This window comes from Neobacillus sp. DZ-9, from assembly GCF_059587065.1.
Map to the genome: position 1 here is coordinate 613,083 of NZ_JCAIOL010000003.1, position 19,060 is coordinate 632,142.

Below are 19,060 nucleotides of genomic sequence, written 5' to 3' on the forward strand. Positions count from 1 at the left end.
TCCCCTCTTTTTATATATTTTTTGTAGTACCGCGAATAATCAATTCATGCCTTAATAGAATTTCCTGATAGCTGTTTGTTTCGTCATAGATTTGTTTTAACAGCAATTCAATCGATTTATAGCCAATTTCATAACTTGGCTGTCGAATGGTGGTTAATTCGGGGCTAACAACCGTAGCAATCGGAGTATCATCAAACCCTATGATACTTACTTCCTCTGGAATTTTAATTCCATTTTTTTGCAAGCTTTTTATCACATCAATGGCGATAAGATCATTTCCACAAAAAACGCCTGAAAACGACTTGCCTTTCTGAATCAACTCATCCATTCTTTCCTCTGACCATTTCCGCTTAAAATCCCCGATGATAACATTTTCCTCGGCAAACGGAATCCCGTAATCTTCCAAGGCTTTTCGATACCCAGCCAAACGATCTTTAGAAGGAAATTCGTGAATCGGCCCCGAGAAGAAAAGAATCTCTTTATGTCCAAGTTCCAGCAAGCACTTTACCGCATCATATGCACCTTGAAAATTATCAATTCGAATCTTCCCTTTAATCCCATGAATGGAGGTCTCTCTATCGATTAGAACAATCGGAGTCGAAATATTCACCTCTTTTTCCAATTGTTCATCCCTCAAAATCGCGGGAGCAAGGACGAGTCCGTCCACCTTTTTGTCTGCAAGCATTTCAATGTACATGATTTCTTTTTTGATATCATCATCAGAATTACAAATAAAGACCGTATACCCATTCTCGATCGCAATATCCTCAACGCCCCTCGCGATTTCGGTGAAGAACGGATTTCGCACATCGGGAATAATTAATCCAATGGTTTTCGTTTTCTTGGTAATCATACTTTGGGCAAGTCTATTAGGTGAATACTTGTGTTCCTTAATAAGGTTTTGGACTTTTTCTCTTGTACTGTCCCTTATATCATGATCCTTCCCATTGATAACCTTCGACACGGTGGTAACGGATACTCCAGCCATACGAGCGATGTCTTTAATCGTGACAGTCATTGAACCCTCCCCTTTACTAAAACGTTTTTCGAAAACGTTTTAGTAACTTTTATAGTCTTAATTTACAATTGAAATGTGAAGGTTGTCAACTTAAATTTTTACAATATTAGAATGTTTCGTAATTAACTATATTAAAATAATAATTTTAAAATAAAATTATCGAAGGCTGAAAAACAAAGAGTTGAAAAAGCAGCGCGAAAAATACTCTCCACCTTCGTTCCTATTCGAATAAAAAATTGCCCGGTAAAACCAATACCGGGCAATCTTCATTAGAACTCACAAAATGTCTTTAGATGTATTTATATAACCAGCTCCATTATTCTACAATAGAAATCGTTAGTTAAGAACAATCCTTCACAAACTTTGATTTACGAAATGAGTTAACTCCACAAAAAGGAAAAATTAACAATAAAAGCAGCTGGTGCTTTTTCTATGCCAAAATCTCTATAATAAAAAAGAGAGGTGCGCCCTCTCTTTCTCTCTAATAATTCAGCCCTATTTCAACTGACCGCCAATTTCCTCTACCCGATGACATCGAACAAACTGTTCTTCACTTCCGTCCATTGAAATAAGCTCTTGTTTTGTCTGACAGGCGCTGACCGCATACGGGCACCTGGTAATGAACCGGCAGCCTTCAGGCGGATCAATGGCTTTTGGCATTTCGCCTTCATACATCGTTAGGGTAAAATCCGTTTTATCGAGCGTCGGCAACGATTGAAGCAGAAGCTTCGTATAGGGATGTTTCGGAGCAGCAAAAATCTCCCGGGTTTCCCCCATTTCCACGATTTCCCCCAAATACATCACGGCCAATCTTGAACACATATACTGGATGACACTTAAATCATGTGAAACAAACAAGTAGGTGAACCCTTTGGTTTTTTGTAGTTCCTTTAACAAATTCAAAATTTGCGCCTGAACACTCATATCGAGCGCTGAAGTAGGTTCATCGAGAATGATTAATTTAGGATTCAGTGCAATTGCGCGGGCGATGCCGACCCTTTGCCGCTGGCCGCCGCTCAGTTGGTGCGGGTATCGGTAATAAAAATCCTCAGATAAACCGACCTCTCCTAAAAGTCGTTTCGCTTCAATTTCCCGTTCTTGTTTACTCATTTTCAAGTGAGTAATTAGCGGCTCTTCGATAATCGCCCCGATTCTCATCTTTGGATTCACAGACCAGTAGGGGTCCTGAAACACCATTTGGATATTCTTTTTTGCCTTCTTTTCCTCTTCCTTCCCCATTTGAAAAAGGTCCCGCCCTAGAAAGGTAATCGTCCCCTCTGTGGGGGAGTAGCTTTTTAAGATGGTCCGTGAAAGTGTACTTTTTCCGCACCCGGATTCACCTACAAGACCAAAGCACTCCCCTTCTTCAATCGCCAGAGACACATTATCAACCGCATGGAGGAATTGTTTTTTACCCATTAGGCCCGTCCTTACTGGAAAGTATTTTTTTACTTCCTTTAACTCTAGTAAATTAGACAACCTTCTCCACCTCCTCCAGCGGATAGAAACAGGCCGTACTGTGCTCTTGCGAAACCTTCGCCAGAACTGGCCTGGCCAGTGCGCATTTAGGCTTTGCCATCGGGCAGCGGTTCGTAAACGGACAACCCGTTAACGTCCTGTCAATCATTCCCTCAATGACCGGGAGTTTTTCACGCTGGTCATTGATTCTCGGTATTGCATCAATGAGCATTTTTGTGTACGGATGTTTCGGATGCTCGAATACCTCTTTAGTCTTCCCTGACTCCAGAATCACCCCTCCGTACATAATGACAATCCTGTCCGCAATATGAGAAACAACACTAAGGTTATGTGTAATAAAAAGTACCGAGGTTCCATTTTTCTCCTTCATTTGATTAAGCAAATAAAGAATTTGCAGCTGAATCGTCACATCCAGAGCAGTTGTCGGTTCGTCCGCAATAAGCAGCATAGGATTGCAGGCCATCGCCATCGCAATCATCACACGTTGCCGCTGACCGCCGCTTAATTCATGAGGATACCTTTTTATTAGATTCTTAGGATCAGGCAGACCGACAAAAGAAAGAGCCTCGATTGCTTTTTGAACCGCCTCTTGCTTCGTTACCCCCAAATGCCGGTGGATCATTTTTACCATTGGTTCGCCGATACGAAAAACTGGATTTAAAGAAGTCATCGGGTCTTGAAAAATCATGGTCATTGATTGGCCACGATGTTGTTCCATTTTTTCCTCCGAGAGCTTGAGTAAATCCTCTCCATCAAAAAGAATGGAACCTTTGGTAACTTTTGCTTTTTTTGTCGGGAAAAGATTCATAATCGCCGATGCAGTCATTGACTTTCCGGAGCCCGTTTCACCAACGAGCGCGACGGTTTCACCCCGGTTAATGAACAGGTTTTCTAAATCCAATGCGGTAAATGTTCCCGTGCGGGTTTCGATTTCGACTTTTACATTTTTCATCTCTAATAGAACATCCACGTTGATTCCCCCTCCATTAAGACTCCCGGGTTTTTGGATCTAAATAGTCCCGCAGCCCGTCCCCGAAAAGATTAAAGGCCATAACCGTGATAAAAATAAATAAACCGGGAAACGTCACATACCACCAGTTGGTTAAAAAGTAATTTTTCCCGATATTCACGAGAAGCCCCCATTCAGGTTGCGGCGGCTGAGCCCCTAACCCTAAGAAACTAAGCGACGCCGCTGTCAGGATGATGGAGCCAAAATCCATTGAAATCTGCACGATCACCGGCGCCAAGCTGTTCGGCAATATATGGCGCCGGATAATCACCCATGACGGTACACCGAGAGATTTGGCCGCTTCAACGAAACCGCGTTCCCTTAATGAAATCACCTGTCCGCGGATGAGCCTTGTGTACCATGGCCACCACGAAATGGCAATCGAAATCATCATATTAGTAAGCGATGGACCAAGCAGGGCCGAAATAGCAATGGAAAGCAGGAGCGGTGGAAAGCTAAGGAAGATATCGCTAATCCTCATAATAACCTCATCAATCCACTTTCCAAAGTAACCAGCAATCAACCCTAGCGGAATCCCGATGAGAATAGACAATCCAATGGCAATCAGGCCAATTTGAAAGGAAATGCGCGTTCCATAGATGGTCCGGCTGAATAAATCCCTGCCGAGTTCATCAGTGCCAAAAAGGTGAGCAACGCTTGGAGCCAGCAGTTTGTTCTCCATATGCGTCTCTTGGGCAATATCCTGCTTATAAGGGATAATGACTGGTGCCAGCAAAGCCAGTAAGATTAGGACAACAATAATAATAAAACCGATAAAGGCGAGCTTATTATTTTTAAAAAAATAGCGGGCCTCTATGAAAAAAGGCCTGTTTGCAACTTTTGATTTAGAATTGCTCTTTGTTGCAGCTGGAGGAGCTATATTCGTATTAGAATTCATCTTATTATTTCCTCCTTAACTCTCTGCATTGACTTTTATCCTTGGGTCCAAGAGGGCTAGAATTGCGTCGACAAGTAAATTCACAATAAGGTAGGCTGCCGTCACAAAAATGGTAACCCCCATAACTACCGGAAAATCGGAGGATAGAATTGCTTTCGAAGTATATAAACCAAGGCCGGGCCATGTAAACACCGACTCTATTAAAAAAGTAGAAGTCAACGAATAGGCAAAGGTCAGTCCAAGGGAAGTGACAGTAGGTCCCATCGCATTCTTTAGCGCGTACTTAAACGTGCGGACCCATTTGGAGAAGCCAAATGCCTTCGTAACCCGCATGTAATCCTCATTAACGACTTCGAGCATCGAGGAACGGGTCATCCGTGTAACCACTCCCAGAGGAAAAGCCGCCATTGTCAGCATTGGCAATATCGAATGCAGAAGTGAATCCTGGAAAAACATCCAATTCCCTTGAATGATCGAATCGACCAAATTAGAACCCGTAACGGTTTTAATCGGATAGAGCAGCGATACATCTGTGGACACTTTTTCCCCGAGAGGGAGCACGCCAAGAAACTGGTAGAAAATCAGTTGAAATATCATTGCCAGCCAGAAGGCAGGAATGGAAACTCCCCCGATGCTGATTCCCCTTGATAGGTGGTCTACCCATGTACCTTTGTAGACAGCTGTTAACACACCAAGTGGAATCCCAATAATAAGGGCAATAAGCATCCCTCCGATAATAATTTCAAGACTCGAAGGCAGATAGGTTAATAGTTCCTTTAAAACAGGTTGATGGGAAGTAATCGATACTCCCCAATCACCTGAAAACAGCCCTTTAATGTAATGAACATACTGGGTGGAAATTGGCTTGTCCAACCCTAATTCAACGGTAGCCGCCTTGATCTGTTCGGCCGTTGCTTTTGGCCCGATCCAACGGGCCGCAGGATTGGACGGGATGACGCGCGCAATGACGAATGTAATGAGAGAAACCCCAAACAGTACTAGAATTCCTAGGCCAATTCTGCGGACGAAAAATCGAATCATTTCTTGTCACCTACTTTTTAAAGGTGTTGTGGAAGAATACCACGTTTGGATAGGCAGGATTATCTACATATCCTCCAAAGCTGTTATCGATGACACGAACATATAGACGGTCGTAGAGAGATACCCCCGGTACATCGTCAACTAAAATTTGCTGTGCTTGTTTGTAATCGGCGATCGCCTTGTCACGATTTACTCCGGCAACTTGTTGAGCATCAATAATCATGGCATCATACTTCGGATTGTTATAATAAGCGAGATTGAACACGATATCTTTCTCAGACCCGTATAGATTTTTCATAAATGAATACGGATCGGCGTAATCCGGCCACCAGTACATGAAGAAGATATCCTGACGGTTTTTAGCATCAGATGACTTGGATAAATCCCACTGTGCATCCCAGATCATCCCTTTTACGTCTACGTTAAAGCCGATCTTCGCCAACTCAATTTTGTAAAGTTCGGCAATTTGGCGCTGCTCTTCATCCGCAGAGGCATACGTTAGCGTTAATTTTCCTCCGTTGACACCAGCTTCTTTTAATAATTGCTTTGCTTTGTCTAGGTCCTGGTGATATTGAGTCAGGCTTTCATCATACCCCCACAGCCCTTTCGGCACATTCCCGTGAGACTGCTCTGCCATGCCGCCTAAAACATCCTTAATGATTTTGTCATATGGGATTGCATAGGCAATCGCTTGGCGGACCTTTGGATTATTTAATGGAGCTTTTTGTGTATTCAGCTGCATAATCAGCTGCTGGAAGCTATTCGTTTTTACAACGGAAACATTCTTTTCTCCTTCAACGGATTTGATTAACTCATTTGGAAGCTGGTCAACAATCTGGAGCTGACCACCTTTGGCCATTTGCAGGCGGGTATTGGCCTCAGGGATGGTTTTAAATACAACCTTTTGGTAATTGTTGTTTTTCCATTTTCCCCAATATTGGTCGAAGGCTGTTAAAATTAACTGGCTGCCTCGCTCCCATTTTTCAGGCATATATGGACCGGTACCGGCTGCATGTCCCTCATTAAACCATTTATCACCGCCCTTTTCTTCTGCATATTTGGAATCAAAGATGTAGGCTGCATAACCTGAGGAAACAACTGTATCCAAGGCAGATGGATATTTCAGGTCGAATTCTAAAGTATATTTATCTACTGCTTTGATTTCTTTGACGGAATCCCAGATGAAGGCTGCCCCTTTGCCGCGCTGAATCGTGCGTTCGATGGAAGCTTTCGCTGCATCTGCGGTCAATTCATTCCCAGTTTGGAACTTTACGCCCTGTTTGAGTTTGAATGTCCAGGTAAGTCCATCTTTGGAGGCGTTGTAATCTTCAGCTAATACCTTTTCAAAGGATTGTGTTTTTGGATCATATCGAAGAAGCGTTTCATACATGTTGTTCATGGCGATAATTTCATTGGAATAGCTGTCACTTGGATCCCAGAAGGTCATGACATCTTCATGGGAACCGTAGGTGGCGATGCCGCCCTGAGGTTTGCCTGCTTTTGCAGTTGTAGATGATGAGTTTGTCTTTTGATTGCCAGAACATGCCGCAAGTAATAGGAACGAACAAATCATGGTGACAAAAAGGTAATAATATTTTTTCTGATTCCTCATATTTTCTCCTCCTTGTTTTGTGGTGATAATTTAATATTTAATTATCTATTGGTCTTCCTGTCTGAAAAGAGTTTTTCGTAAGGGCTTAATGCTCTTAATGGTTAACGTCTCCTCATCAATCACAACTCCGTAAACTTCCTCTGCTTGATCGATGGTTAAATATTGATTCCGGACATCGTAGAGTACCTTCTCAATATCCCGTTTCAACGGATCGCCGCAGCCTCCGCCGGTACCGGTGACAAGTTTGACCACATCCCCTTTGTCCAGCGGATAACGGGCATAAAATCCAAAGGGGCCTTCCTGTGCACCCGACTGCTTGACAACATAAAACCGATTATTGGACCCTTCCTGACCGCCATTCAATCCCCATGGTCTATGCAGGTGTCGTCCAAAAGTGACAGTTATGTTCTGACCATCTGTTAAAGCTTTGTAGGACCGGGTCACTCCGGAACCGCCAGCATATTCGCCAAACCCGGTGCCATCCTGATTTAAAGAATATTCCTCGACTAGCACGCCATATCTGGATTCGGCAATCTCAACCGGTACATTATACGTTTCTCCGTCGCCAATGCAGAATTGAGCACTCACACCATCTTCAGTGCTGCTCGCTCCCCAGCCACCGACAGACGGCTCCACAATCAAGAATGGTTCCTCAGTATCCGGGTGCTTCCCGGCAAGTGAAACGGAACAAACGGATAGGAAATGCCCAGCCCCAAGCTTTTCCGGTAAAATCGGTGCAAGTGCCTTCCAAACAAGCTCGCCGCCAACTGCACCGCTTTCCCAATAGATGGACATCGGAGCAGGCCGTTCGCAGGAAAAAATTGATCCCGGATCGGTAATGACCTTCAGCGGTCGGAATACCCCATCATTGATGTGGTGATCGTCATTGGTAATCGCCAGAAAAACCGTGCGAACATCGGAAACCAGCGTCGTGTAGGAGCAATTGACCGGGCCCGGAACCTGCGGATGACTGCCCCTGAAATCACAAATAAACTCATCATCCGTAATTGTCACCTTCACTTGGACCCTAAATGGACCGTTTCCCAATCCATCTGCGTCAACGTAATCCTCCGCAAAGTACTCGCCGCCCGGAAGGTCTTGGATTAGCTTCCTCGATACTCGTTCTCCCTGATCGAGCAAATATTGGGCCGCACGCTGCACCGTTTCTTTCCCATACTTTTGGCATACCTCCTGATACCGCTTCTCCCCAATCCGGATGGCGGCAATCTCCGCCCACATGTCGCTTACTGAAAGGTCAGGATATCGGACATTGGCCTTAATCATTTCGAGTAACGGTTCATTGAGCTTCCCTTGATCAAACAGCCTGATACATGGAAATTGCAAGCCCTCCTGATAGATTTCCGTGGCATCGTTTGTAAAGGAACCAGGGTCCTTACCGCCCACCTCGGTCCAATGGGCTTTACTTGCGGAAAAAGCAACCAGTTCATTTTCAAAAAAGATTGGGGTAACGAGCCCAACATCAGATAAATGGGAGCCGCCGCCCTTGTAAGGATTGTTGATGATAAAAACATCCCCCGGACGAATATTGTGGTGATATTTTTCAAGGGTTTCCTTCACCATAGAACTAATCATTCCAATAAAGCCGGCGACACCATTGCCTTGTGTCAATAAGTTCCCTTCAGGGTCCGTGATGCCTGTTGCATAATCCAGCACCTCATAGATGATGGGACTCATCGATGTCTTTCCGAGCGTCAGAAACATTTCCTCACTAATGGATGCCAAAGAATCCTTAATAATCTCCAGTGTGAAAGGGTCAATCGTTTTCTGAATCATCTGCTGCTCCCCCTGTCCAGACAATTAAATTCCCATACGAATCGACCTTTAATACCTGCGACGGATACACAACGACTGACGACATCTTGTCTTCTACGACAGCTGGTCCTTTAACTTTCGATTCAGGACCTAACGTGTCACGTTTATAAACATCCGTCAGGAGCCAGCCTCCCTCTTCGAAGTAGACCTTTCTTGATTCTGCCGGATGTGACTTCGTGTACAGTAAAGGGTCCAACTTTTTTAGCGTTGGTTTTTGGGTGCGGCCAAACCCCGTAAGATGCAAGTTTACCAATTCGACCCCGCTGTCTAATTTGAAGGTATACGTTTTTTCATGCTGTACATGGAAGGCTGCGATAACCTCTCGAATCACTGCTTCATCCCATTTGCCGCCTGGAACCAGAACCTTTACAGTGTGTTCCTGACCGGCATAGCGAAGGTCGGCATATCTTGAGAACACGATGTCCCCCTCGATGACACCTTCCTGCAAAAATTGCTCTAGTGCTTGGCTTTCGAGTGTTTCCCATTCCTCGTTAAGCTTTTCGAAACTGGCTCTAGTTAATTTTTGGATGGATGTTTGGATAAAATCCTGTCGAAGATCGGTCATCAGCATTCCCCAGGCCGAGAATACAGCCGACGCAACCGGGACAATCACCTTTTTGATACCCAACTCTTTTGCTAGCCAAGTGGCATGAAGCGGGCCGCCGCCTCCAAACGCTACCATGGTAAAGTCCCGCGGGTCATGCCCTCTTCTTACCGAAATAAGCTTTAAGGCATTCATCATGTTGGAGTTAGCGAGGCGGATAATTCCAAGCGCCGCGTCTTCAACCGTTAATCTATAGGGCTTGGCAATTTGTTGAAAAATCGCTTCTTTGACATTATTCAAATCCACTTCGTTTTCAAAATTGGCTGCCGAAAGACGCCCGGTCACTAGATTGGCATCCGTGATCGTCGGCTTTTCTCCGCCTTTTCCATAACAGACAGGTCCCGGAACGGCTCCGGCCGACTGGGGCCCTACCCTTAAAGCACCGGAGTCTTCAATCCAGGCAATCGAGCCGCCGCCGTTGCCAATTTCCACAATATCAACAACAGGAATTTTCAATGGATATCCAGCTGTTTTTTCCGTTTTTTCAATAAAATAGTCCGTTGTGATTTTGACCTGGCCCTTTTCAATTAACGAGCATTTCGCGGTAGTGCCGCCGACATCAAAGGCAATCAGATTCTCTTCACCTAGGATTTTACCTAAAATCGCTGTACCAAACACACCGGCCACTGGACCCGATTCCACCATGTTAATCGGGGCGGTTTTCGCTTGGGAGAAGGTTGTCGTCCCGCCATTGGACTGCATGATATATTTTTGACCATTTGCGCCACGTTCCAGGAGCTTAGATTCCAGCCGGTCAATATAAGATGTGGCAATCGGTTTGATATAGGAATTCATGGCCGCCGTATTGGTCCGCTCATATTCCCTCCATTCTTTGATTAATTCATGGGAAGAGGTAATGGAAACGTCTGGCCATAATTGCTGAATCCATTTGACGGCTTCCATTTCGTGGGCCGGATTCCGGTATGAATGCAAAAATGCAATAGCAATCGATTCAACATGTTCCTTTTTAAAATCTTCTATAATTTTGTGTATTTGGCTCTTCTGTAGGGGAACTAATATCTCCCCCTTATAATTGATGCGTTCCTCCGCCTCTCTCCTTAAGTAGCGAGGGATAATCGGCTTCGGTTTTTGGTAGCGCATATTGAATAAATCCGGCCGGTTCCCGCGGGCGATCTCGAGGACATCGCGGAATCCCTTTGTGGTAATTAACCCGGTCTTTACTCCTTTGCGCTCGGTTAATGCATTAATAATGACCGTTGTTCCATGCAGGAACGTTTCGATCTCTTGATAGGAAATGCCGCCTTGATTCAAGACATCTAAGACCCCGATTTCGAAATGGGGAGGTGTCGTATGTGCCTTGGAGTAGCCAATTTCACCTTCATCCGTCACATAGACCAAATCGGTAAACGTTCCGCCGACATCGGTAGCTGCTCTCATTTATCTCACTTCCAATTTCCAAGGGATTGTAAAAACTGTAAAACTATCAATCTGGACGTTTTTTAGTATGAGAAACTCGGTGTTCCAGCAAGTGTCCCAGCGACTTTTACTTTTACATGGATGGAATTCCCCGGCAGGTAGGCCAGCGGTACATCTTCCATCTGTACAATCTTCACAGTCTCTTTAGCAGCGCCCGCAGCAACGGCACCCTGAATGGCATTTTGCTTGGCATCTTCGATGACTTCTTCGTAAGACATTTTCTCCAATGAATAGATTTTGTCGGTCTCACCGCTTACTTCACCGAGCGCTGCTCCGATGGCATTCGCTGCATCGTAATTTTCTGGGCGATGTAGTTCGGAGACTCCTTTTAATGTGGAAGAAACAAGAATACTGCCTCCGCCCACAAGGATAACCGGCACATCCTGGTTTGATGTCTTCATCCGGTCGATTCCCTCTTCAATCATTTCCATCATCAGCTGCGATACCTTTTCAGCCAGTTCCTGGTCGATTCTTTCGGTCTGTGCACCTTCAAAATTGTAGTTTCCTAGTTTAACAGCAATATCCGTGGAGGTTAAGATATCTCCTCCAAAAATTAACGCTTTCTCTTTTAATTGATAGCCGACGCTATCAGGTCCGATGGTAATATGTTCATGATCTTGACGGACGATCGTTCCACCGCCGAGTCCAAAGGATAACAAGTCCGGCATACGGAAGTTCGTCCGGATTCCGCCAATATCCACCGCTAACGAAGACTGCCTTGGAAAACCATTGACTAACACACCAATATCAGTTGTGGTGCCGCCAATGTCCACTACGATGGCGTCTTTCATGCCTGTCAGATGGGCAGCTCCTCTAATGGAATTGGTGGGTCCGCTTGCAATCGTGAGAATTGGATATTCCAACGCGTATTGGTTAGACATCAGCGTTCCGTCATTTTGGCAAAAATAAATTTTCGCTTGAATTCCTTCTTTTTCAAGGGCTTCTTTAAAACCGTTTGCCACATTGCGGACGGTATCCTTTAAGGCTGCATTTAAAATCGTTGCATTTTCCCTTTCGAGCAGCCCAATGCTGCCAATCTCATTAGACATCGAGATATATGTATCCGGGCCCAACTCTTCTCTAACTATTTCCTTCACCCGTTTTTCTTGGTCCTGATTCACTGGGGAAAACACACCGATGATAGCCACTGAGTTCACATGCCCTTTGAAGGAGCGGCAGACTTCACGAATTTCCTCCTCATTGATGTTGGAAATGGTACGTCCGTCATATTCATAGCCGCCACGAACGATTCTTGTATAACGACCAATGTGCTCCATCATGTCCTCAGGCCAAGATGCCAGTGGAGGCACAGTGTCGGTAGCGGGAGCACCCAGCCTGATCACGCCTACCTTCATTAAATTTTTTCTTTCTACGATAGAATTGGTACAGTGGGTCGTTCCCAGCATGGCATGACTGATACTTTCCGGCTTGACTCCACTTCGCTTTATGAGTGATTGCACCGCATGGTTAATGCTCGTGCTGATATCTTTTGTCGTTGCCTCCTTTACTTTAGATACAACGTGCAAGTCTCTATCCAGCAAGACGGCATCCGTGTTCGTTCCGCCAACATCTATTCCAATTCGATAGCTCATCTAATTGCACACCCCCTTTTCACTGCCAATTCTTCCACCGGCTGATACTCGGACGGATAGCCGAAATAACCTGGGCCAGCCGTTTCGATTCCCTTTGCCGTTCTCCACTTTTTATCACATGGAAACGCCGTTACCACTACACGAGTTCCATATTTCAATCCTTCTGTCGTAATCGGCGCGCCGGTTTCAAGGTCTAGGACAGCAATTAAGTCAGGGGTAATGGCGAGCGGTTCTTTCGTTTCTTCATTAATCGCCAGCAGGTGTTCATTTTGGAAAAAGAGTCTAAAACTATTATCCTTATCCTCTTTGATGCCTTCAAAAAGAGCTTCCCCGCGTGTAAATCCGTCTTGGATTTTTCGGCGGATATCAACGGCTTTTCCACAGAAAAGCTGATATCCGTTCATTTTTTCCAAAAGTTCACTAACTGGGTTCAAACCCTTTTCTTTAGAGCCGCTGATAATGGCTCCAACTTCTTCCGCCAGTGTCAGTGTGTTCGGAATGGCACTTTGTTTGACATACTTACCTTCGAGCGCATAGTCGCACATTTTCGCAGTACCACCCATTTGAATAGTCACCGCACGTGCAAGGCGCTCGGACCAATTTCCGTTGATTGGGTAAAATACAGCAACATTTCCTTTTTCATCTGCCATGGTCACTGTTCCGGGCTGAAGGCCGTCCAAATGGTACGTGACCATTTGTGATTCCGGAAAAGCACGGCCCATCGCATCCGCATCCAGTAACGGAATCCCTTTTTTAGCGGCCGCTGCAACAGGGATGAGCGAATTGCTTCCGCCAATTTCAATCGGCATTACAGCGGTTGCTTTTTTGCCAAGTATTTTTTCAAGATGTTCAAGCGGTGCAGTTAGCTCCCGCTCAGATGGGATTTTTTCAACACCGACCGTCGGCGCCCCGATGGAGGAAACCGGAACTACTAAATCTTCATCGCTTAATTCATCCACTGTGATGAGCTTTACTTCTCCATATCTTTTAACCGCCTCAATGGCCATCATTTTGCCAATATAGGGGTCTCCACCGCCGCCGGTTCCTAAAATTGCAGCCCCGATGGCAATGTTTTCAATCTCCTTAATCCCTAAATATCTCATTGTCTACCTCCTTGTAGTTAAAATTTAAAAGAATATGGATTTGCAGCTTTTTCAGCTTTTATTCCTGACCAATAGACATTCCAGTTGAGCTTCAGTCGGTGTTCTAGCTTCTCTGGTACCCTGTCATAGTAAAATAATTGTGTAAACAGCCCGTCCATTAGGCAAAGAAAGCTTGCGACTAAATCCTCTAACTCTATCTTCCTGACTTCCCCTTTGTCGATCGCGCCTTGGAAAATCTCTCCAAGCATATTTGAAAGAAGCTTGTCAGATTCAATAAATTCTTCTTGGAACCTTTCATGTAATCCCTCGGGGGCAAACATCATAAATCTGCGATAGAAATCCGTTTCTTCAACTTCCATTTGATGAAACTTGTACATTTCTTCAAGAATCTTAAACAGTCTTCTCTCTGTGGCTTCATGGCTGACGCTTTTAAAAACATGGGAAATATGCTCGGTATAATGAGCAAATACTTCCTCGACAATCGTAAGGAATAATTCTTCTTTGCTTTTATAGAAAGCATAAAAAGATGGAGTTTTAATCCCAACCTCCGCTGTAATCATTGATAACGAGGTTTGTTCATAACCCTTGTTGGCAAACAGCCTTAAGGCCACCTCTTTAATCTTTTCTTTATTCATACTTCACCACCTAACGAGCATTAGTTAGGGATTATTATAGTTAATTTAATATTCAAAATCAATTATTTTTTCAGACTATTTTAAAAAATATAAAACAAAGAAGCTGAAGGAATTTTCCTTCGGTTTCTTTTAAATAGAAGATTATTTTATGCTTTTTGGCAACATTAATATCATATGAAATCCTTAGTACAAGTTGAGACTGATCCCTTACAGTGCACATAAATTGACTTAGATTATTGTGGACAATAAAATTTAACAGATAACAGACTTATAGGAATGGAAAATAGATATCAGAGGGAAGTGAAATCCGAAAATGAAGCAATACAATACGCGTGCCATTATGGCGTCGCTGCTCATCTGCGGTTTCGTTGGCATGTTCAGTGAAACAGCTCTCAACATTGCGATTAGTAATTTAATGGTCGTGTTCCAAATTTCAGCCGCTACGGCACAATGGTTGACAACGGGGTTTCTGCTTACTCTCGGCATTTTGATGCCGATGACTGGGCTCCTTCTGCAATGGTTTACGACAAGACAATTGTTTATAGGTTCGTTAGTAAGCTCGATCGCAGGCACATTGATTGCGGCGCTCGCGTTCAATTTCGAAATGCTTATGGTCGCTCGCGTTCTTCAGGCGGCTGGCATGGGCCTGCTGATTCCACTCATGTTCAATACCATTCTCGTCGTATATCCACCAGAGAAGCGCGGGGCGGCGATGGGTTTCGTCGGACTTGTAATTATGTTCGCACCAGCCACTGGTCCGACAGTGGCTGGTCTTCTAATTGAATATTTTACATGGCACTACATCTTCTGGCTCTCGCTGCCGTTTTTAGTAATAGGGCTGTTGGTAGGGCTGAAGTATTTGGAAAATGTTACGGAAGTCACTAAGCCTCGCATCGATCTACTATCTGTTGTATTATCAACGATTGGCTTCGGCGGCGTTGTTTTTGGCTTCAGCAAGGCGGGCGAAGGAGTAGAAAGTTGGACCAGTCCGGCCGTTCTCTTTTCCATCGTCATCGGGCTGGTTGCACTTGTGCTGTTCATACTTAGGCAGGTGTTTATGCGTGAGCCGATGATGGACCTTGGCGTCTTTAAATACCCAATGTATAACGTGGGGCTGCTTATGGTTCTGGCTTGTATGATGATTATCTTGTCCAGTATGATTATTCTGCCAATGTTTCTTCAAAACGGTATGAAACTATCCGCTTTCACCACTGGACTTATGCTGTTGCCAGGCAGCGCGCTGAACGGAATCCTTTCGCCGCGCATGGGGCGTTTGTTCGACAAATATGGGCCAAAGTGGCTTGTTATTTCCGGCCTAGCCGTCGTGGCGATTATGTTGTGGTGTCTTTCCAGCATATCGTCCTCATCTTCGATTGCATTTATCGTCGCCTTGCATATCGGACTAATGATTGGTATCTCCATGGTCTGGATGCCCGCGCAGACGAACGGTCTGAACCAGCTTCCGCCGGAGCTTTACCCACACGGTACGGCAGTCATGAACACGTTGCAGCAGGTTGCGGGTGCGATCGGAACAACGATTGCTATCATCATCCTCACGAGCGGCATGAACAAGTATATGCACGAATCCCCTGCTCCAACCAAACCGACCGAGATGGCTAATGCGATGACGCTCGGCTCACAGAACGTATTCTTGTTTGCCATGATCGTGACGCTGATTAGTCTTGTTCTAGCCTTCTTTATTCGCCGCGTTATCGTCAAGCATGCGGAAATGAATCCGATGCATTAATGTTTTCAAAGGGAGCCCGCAACGGGCCCGTTTGCTTTAGTACAATATTAGAAACAAAATAATGGTCGAGAACACTCATGACGGCAGTCACAAGTGTTCTCGACCATTTTATAAAAAATACACGTTTGTCTATAATAAATGTGATATGCCGTTCCATTAATAAGAGATGAATATATTAATCTTACAGCAGATTAAACTCAAAGCATTGCTTTATAAGAATATGATCCTTTGTATAGCTGTTCCCACTGTTCATGTAGTCTTTCGGCTGTCTGATAGTCATCGAAGTCCACTTTTGAATCTTCCTGTAATTTCTCTTTTAAATGGCGGCAGGATTGTTCCCATTCCACTAAACTTTTTGTATCAATAAGTTTTGAAAACCTAGGTCTCATACTTTCCCAATTAGAAAACATGTTATTACACCATTCCAGCAAATATTCATGGTATTGCTTTTGTTCCTCTACATCCAACCATTTATCTAATTTAACCTCAATCTCCTCTTGTAAAGCTTCCGTTTCCAAAAAATCTTCATGGATTTGTATTGGCTCTTCCAATTCCAAACGTTGATCAGACTCGACTTCAATCTCTTCTTGATAAGCATTCGATTCTTTGAATAGCAGTTCCCACTGTTCATATAGCCTTTCAGCTGTCTGATAGTCATCGGAGTCCACTTTTATATCTGCCTGTAATTTCTCTTTTAAATGGCGGTAGGATTCTTCCCATTCCTCTAAGCTTTTTATATCAAAAAGTTTTGAAAATCTTGGTCTCATACTTTCCCAATTAGAGTAAATATTATTACACCAATTCAGCAATTCTTCCCGGTATTGCTTTTGTTCCTCTAAATCCATCCATTTATCTGATTCATCCTCAATCTCCACTTGAATACCTTCTATTTCCCAAGATCCTTCTTCCTGGGATTGTTTTTGCTCTTCCAATTCCAAACGTTTATCAGAATTGTCTACAATCTCTTCTTGATATGCATTCGATTCTTTGAAAAGCTGTTCCCACTGTTGATATAGCCTTTCAGCTGACTGATTGTTCTCGACTTCCACTTTTAAATCCGCCAGTAATTTCTCTTTTAATTGACGGCAATATCCTTCCCATTCCTCTAAAATCATTATATCAACAAGTTTTGAAAACCTTGGCCTCATACTATTCCAGTAAGAATAAATGTTATTACACCCTTCCAGCAAATCTTCACGGTATTGATTTTGTTCTTCCATTTGCTGCATTCCCCTCACAAAGGTTATTTATTTTTTTATTATCCTGATTATAACGGCCCCAAATTTATTTTATGTTCAGCGATTGTCCTAGGCTTAGGTATTCATGGATATATAAAAACAATATGACTTCACTTACAAAACGGAGAGGGCTATTTCACCATTTCTAAAAAGAATTATTCTGAATAAAGTTTCATCAATTTCAAAAATAATCCTAAAACTTTCTGCTTCGTTAGCTAATAAGAAAAAGAGCTGAAAATCAATTCATCGATCTTCAGCTCTTATTAGACTTTTAGCTACTTAACGCTTTTCTAACCTTCCTTGCAAAAACTAATGGATCATCAACATCTTCAATATTAACGTAAATCAATTTCGGATCATCAAAAAGCCACTCATTGTGTATGGATGAAACTAATATTCCTTGTTTAAGAATTGAAGCAATAAAATTCTCGACTTCAACTTGCAAAAGTGCAACCCTACCTAAGCACAATGCTCGTCCAGTCTGATTATCTCTTGATTCGAATGAGAAAGAAGAGGTTACTCTGAAACGTTTTCCTAAAATAATGGCTTTTATTTCATTACGATTTATGGTTGCTACGCATTTTCCACCAGCAAAACCCTCTTGCCCTCCGATAATTCTTGCAAACTCTTGACAAATTAATTCATCATTAGACATAGCTATTCATCTCCCCCCTAGTATTACTAGGGTATGAATAAATGAACAGTTCTGAAACGGACATGTATCTTATTTCGAAATAAAAAATTACGATTTTAAACTAACGAATATTATTTACTAACAAGTTCTTGATTTTTTTTATTAAATGTTTTTAAGAAAGGTATTGAGTAAAAGATTTTAAAATTTGCTTCTTTTTTGCAAAAAGAACAGTTGCCTTTGAAATTATCAACCTTAACAACATGAGGAATATCAAGCCTGTTGAGAGCCTTCTTAACATGGTATTTACAAACTAACACTTTTACAATCCCCTTTCATCAAATTTCCTTAATGCAATTTAGGAAAATCAAAAAAAGTGTCATCTTCTTCAATAACTTCTACTTCACATTGTTTATTTAAGGGACACTTCACACATTGAGTAAATGAGTTCATCTTTTTATATCGGCTAGGCTTTTTAATCCAATCCTTAATAAATCCAAGATAATTCAACCCTCTAGAAATTTCTTGTTCAGTCGGATAGAAAATGTACTTTTTTCCTTCTAAAAGGCTTATCATCTCAATTCTTTCGGGAAGAACACCAAATGCTTTATATGAAAAAACAGTGGATAAATATTGATAGAGCATGATCAAACTTTCATCACAGTCGAGGAGATATTTTTTTAAAATAAAAGTATCTTTTGACCATTCTCCTACTTCAAATGTTATAGATATTGCTGATTCTAAATTCCGTAATATATGTATGTACTTTTTCGTAAAGGAATAATGGAGGGGTTACCGTCTCTTTGGATGATAATAATCTGAGTAAATGGTCGGTTATTTTTGATAAGACAGTATAATATTGAATTTTATTTTCAAAGATATTTACATTAATGGCTCTCCAATTTTGTTCTATTAACTTTAATAAACCCACATTATTTTGCTCTTTAATTGAAAGATGAAAATAATCCTTTACAATTTTATTAATTACCTTCTGAACCACTTGTCTCCAATGAATTGGGAGGTTAGGTTCATTTAAAATATATTGATTATAAAATCTGTAAGGACAACTAATAAATGATTCCAAATGATAATCAGTGAGAGTTTTTATTGAAACTTCATAGCTATTTTTTAACATTGAAATACTCCCTTTATATAGGACTTGTCATCGCACTTTATTAGTTCC

At 42.8% G+C, this 19,060-nt stretch carries 16 protein-coding genes; 1 reads left to right on the forward strand and 15 read right to left on the reverse strand.

The window, feature by feature from the left end; translation table 11 throughout:
* Positions 1-10 precede the first annotated feature (10 nt).
* The 11 genes from AC59HZ_RS11360 to AC59HZ_RS11410 all read right to left on the reverse strand — a co-directional run bounded on the left by AC59HZ_RS11360 (position 11) and on the right by AC59HZ_RS11410 (position 14,261).
* Positions 11-1,018, reverse strand: coding sequence for a LacI family DNA-binding transcriptional regulator (locus tag AC59HZ_RS11360; RefSeq protein ID WP_496545899.1), 1,008 nt, complete (start codon positions 1,016-1,018; stop codon positions 11-13).
* A 495-nt stretch (positions 1,019-1,513) separates the two neighbouring features.
* Complete coding sequence (locus AC59HZ_RS11365) at positions 1,514-2,497, reverse strand: ABC transporter ATP-binding protein (RefSeq protein ID WP_496545900.1); 984 nt, start codon at positions 2,495-2,497, stop codon at positions 1,514-1,516.
* On the reverse strand, positions 2,490-3,467 hold the full coding sequence (locus AC59HZ_RS11370) for an ABC transporter ATP-binding protein (RefSeq protein ID WP_496545901.1): 978 nt from the start codon (positions 3,465-3,467) through the stop codon (positions 2,490-2,492). Before AC59HZ_RS11370 ends, AC59HZ_RS11365 begins: the two co-directional genes overlap by 8 nt.
* A 16-nt stretch (positions 3,468-3,483) precedes the next feature.
* The gene (nikC, locus tag AC59HZ_RS11375; RefSeq protein WP_496545902.1) at positions 3,484-4,404 is read right to left on the reverse strand and encodes a nickel transporter permease; all 921 of its coding nucleotides are present in this window, start codon (positions 4,402-4,404) and stop codon (positions 3,484-3,486) included.
* 15 nt (positions 4,405-4,419) lie between these two features.
* Positions 4,420-5,445, reverse strand: a complete 1,026-nt coding sequence (locus tag AC59HZ_RS11380) for an ABC transporter permease (RefSeq protein WP_496545903.1) — start codon at positions 5,443-5,445, stop codon at positions 4,420-4,422.
* 10 nt (positions 5,446-5,455) lie between these two features.
* Positions 5,456-7,057, reverse strand: a complete 1,602-nt coding sequence (locus tag AC59HZ_RS11385; RefSeq protein ID WP_496545904.1) for an ABC transporter substrate-binding protein — start codon at positions 7,055-7,057, stop codon at positions 5,456-5,458.
* Between the two features lie 45 nt (positions 7,058-7,102).
* Positions 7,103-8,851 carry a hydantoinase B/oxoprolinase family protein gene (locus tag AC59HZ_RS11390; RefSeq protein ID WP_496545905.1) on the reverse strand — a complete coding sequence of 583 codons (1,749 nt, stop codon included), beginning with the start codon at positions 8,849-8,851 and terminating at the stop codon, positions 7,103-7,105.
* Positions 8,832-10,892 (reverse strand): hydantoinase/oxoprolinase family protein, encoded by a 2,061-nt coding sequence (locus tag AC59HZ_RS11395; protein ID WP_496545906.1) that lies wholly within the window; start codon positions 10,890-10,892, stop codon positions 8,832-8,834. Before AC59HZ_RS11395 ends, AC59HZ_RS11390 begins: the two co-directional genes overlap by 20 nt.
* A 62-nt stretch (positions 10,893-10,954) precedes the next feature.
* Positions 10,955-12,523, reverse strand: a complete 1,569-nt coding sequence (locus tag AC59HZ_RS11400; protein ID WP_496545907.1) for a hydantoinase/oxoprolinase family protein — start codon at positions 12,521-12,523, stop codon at positions 10,955-10,957.
* Positions 12,520-13,626: an S-methyl thiohydantoin desulfurase family protein gene (locus tag AC59HZ_RS11405; RefSeq protein WP_496545908.1), complete on the reverse strand. Its 1,107-nt coding sequence runs from the start codon at positions 13,624-13,626 to the stop codon at positions 12,520-12,522. Before AC59HZ_RS11405 ends, AC59HZ_RS11400 begins: the two co-directional genes overlap by 4 nt.
* 17 nt (positions 13,627-13,643) lie before the next feature.
* Entirely contained in the window at positions 13,644-14,261 is a 618-nt protein-coding gene (locus AC59HZ_RS11410; RefSeq protein ID WP_496545909.1) for a TetR/AcrR family transcriptional regulator, read from the reverse strand.
* 313 nt (positions 14,262-14,574) lie between these two features.
* On the opposite strand from AC59HZ_RS11410, the gene AC59HZ_RS11415 reads away from it, so the two are divergent.
* Complete coding sequence (locus AC59HZ_RS11415; RefSeq protein ID WP_496545910.1) at positions 14,575-16,008, forward strand: MDR family MFS transporter; 1,434 nt, start codon at positions 14,575-14,577, stop codon at positions 16,006-16,008.
* Positions 16,009-16,205: 197 nt separating this feature from the next.
* Here the strand turns inward: AC59HZ_RS11415 and AC59HZ_RS11420 are convergent, their stop codons facing one another.
* The 4 genes from AC59HZ_RS11420 to AC59HZ_RS11435 form a co-directional block, all read right to left on the reverse strand.
* Positions 16,206-17,228, reverse strand: a complete 1,023-nt coding sequence (locus AC59HZ_RS11420; RefSeq protein ID WP_496545911.1) for a hypothetical protein — start codon at positions 17,226-17,228, stop codon at positions 16,206-16,208.
* 289 nt (positions 17,229-17,517) lie between these two features.
* Entirely contained in the window at positions 17,518-17,901 is a 384-nt protein-coding gene (locus AC59HZ_RS11425; RefSeq protein ID WP_496545912.1) for a DUF1259 domain-containing protein, read from the reverse strand.
* Positions 17,902-18,225: 324 nt separating this feature from the next.
* Positions 18,226-18,522, reverse strand: coding sequence for a hypothetical protein (locus tag AC59HZ_RS11430; protein WP_496545913.1), 297 nt, complete (start codon positions 18,520-18,522; stop codon positions 18,226-18,228).
* Positions 18,523-18,592: 70 nt separating this feature from the next.
* Entirely contained in the window at positions 18,593-19,012 is a 420-nt protein-coding gene (locus tag AC59HZ_RS11435) for a hypothetical protein (protein WP_496545914.1), read from the reverse strand.
* Positions 19,013-19,060: the final 48 nt, after the last annotated feature.

Bases quoted from the DNA above. Each gene is read 5' to 3' on its own strand.
- AC59HZ_RS11360 (WP_496545899.1), bottom strand. From the start codon at position 1,018: ATGACTGTCACGATTAAAGACATCGCTCGTATGGCTGGAGTATCCGTT.
- nikC (WP_496545902.1), bottom strand. From the start codon at position 4,404: ATGAATTCTAATACGAATATAGCTCCTCCAGCTGCAACAAAGAGCAAT.
- AC59HZ_RS11380 (WP_496545903.1), bottom strand. From the start codon at position 5,445: ATGATTCGATTTTTCGTCCGCAGAATTGGCCTAGGAATTCTAGTACTG.
- AC59HZ_RS11385 (WP_496545904.1), bottom strand. From the start codon at position 7,057: ATGAGGAATCAGAAAAAATATTATTACCTTTTTGTCACCATGATTTGT.
- AC59HZ_RS11390 (WP_496545905.1), bottom strand. From the start codon at position 8,851: ATGATTCAGAAAACGATTGACCCTTTCACACTGGAGATTATTAAGGAT.
- AC59HZ_RS11395 (WP_496545906.1), bottom strand. From the start codon at position 10,892: ATGAGAGCAGCTACCGATGTCGGCGGAACGTTTACCGATTTGGTCTAT.
- AC59HZ_RS11400 (WP_496545907.1), bottom strand. From the start codon at position 12,523: ATGAGCTATCGAATTGGAATAGATGTTGGCGGAACGAACACGGATGCC.
- AC59HZ_RS11405 (WP_496545908.1), bottom strand. From the start codon at position 13,626: ATGAGATATTTAGGGATTAAGGAGATTGAAAACATTGCCATCGGGGCT.
- AC59HZ_RS11410 (WP_496545909.1), bottom strand. From the start codon at position 14,261: ATGAATAAAGAAAAGATTAAAGAGGTGGCCTTAAGGCTGTTTGCCAAC.
- AC59HZ_RS11415 (WP_496545910.1), top strand. From the start codon at position 14,575: ATGAAGCAATACAATACGCGTGCCATTATGGCGTCGCTGCTCATCTGC.
- AC59HZ_RS11420 (WP_496545911.1), bottom strand. From the start codon at position 17,228: ATGGAAGAACAAAATCAATACCGTGAAGATTTGCTGGAAGGGTGTAAT.
- AC59HZ_RS11425 (WP_496545912.1), bottom strand. From the start codon at position 17,901: ATGTCTAATGATGAATTAATTTGTCAAGAGTTTGCAAGAATTATCGGA.
- AC59HZ_RS11430 (WP_496545913.1), bottom strand. From the start codon at position 18,522: ATGCTCTATCAATATTTATCCACTGTTTTTTCATATAAAGCATTTGGT.
- AC59HZ_RS11435 (WP_496545914.1), bottom strand. From the start codon at position 19,012: ATGTTAAAAAATAGCTATGAAGTTTCAATAAAAACTCTCACTGATTAT.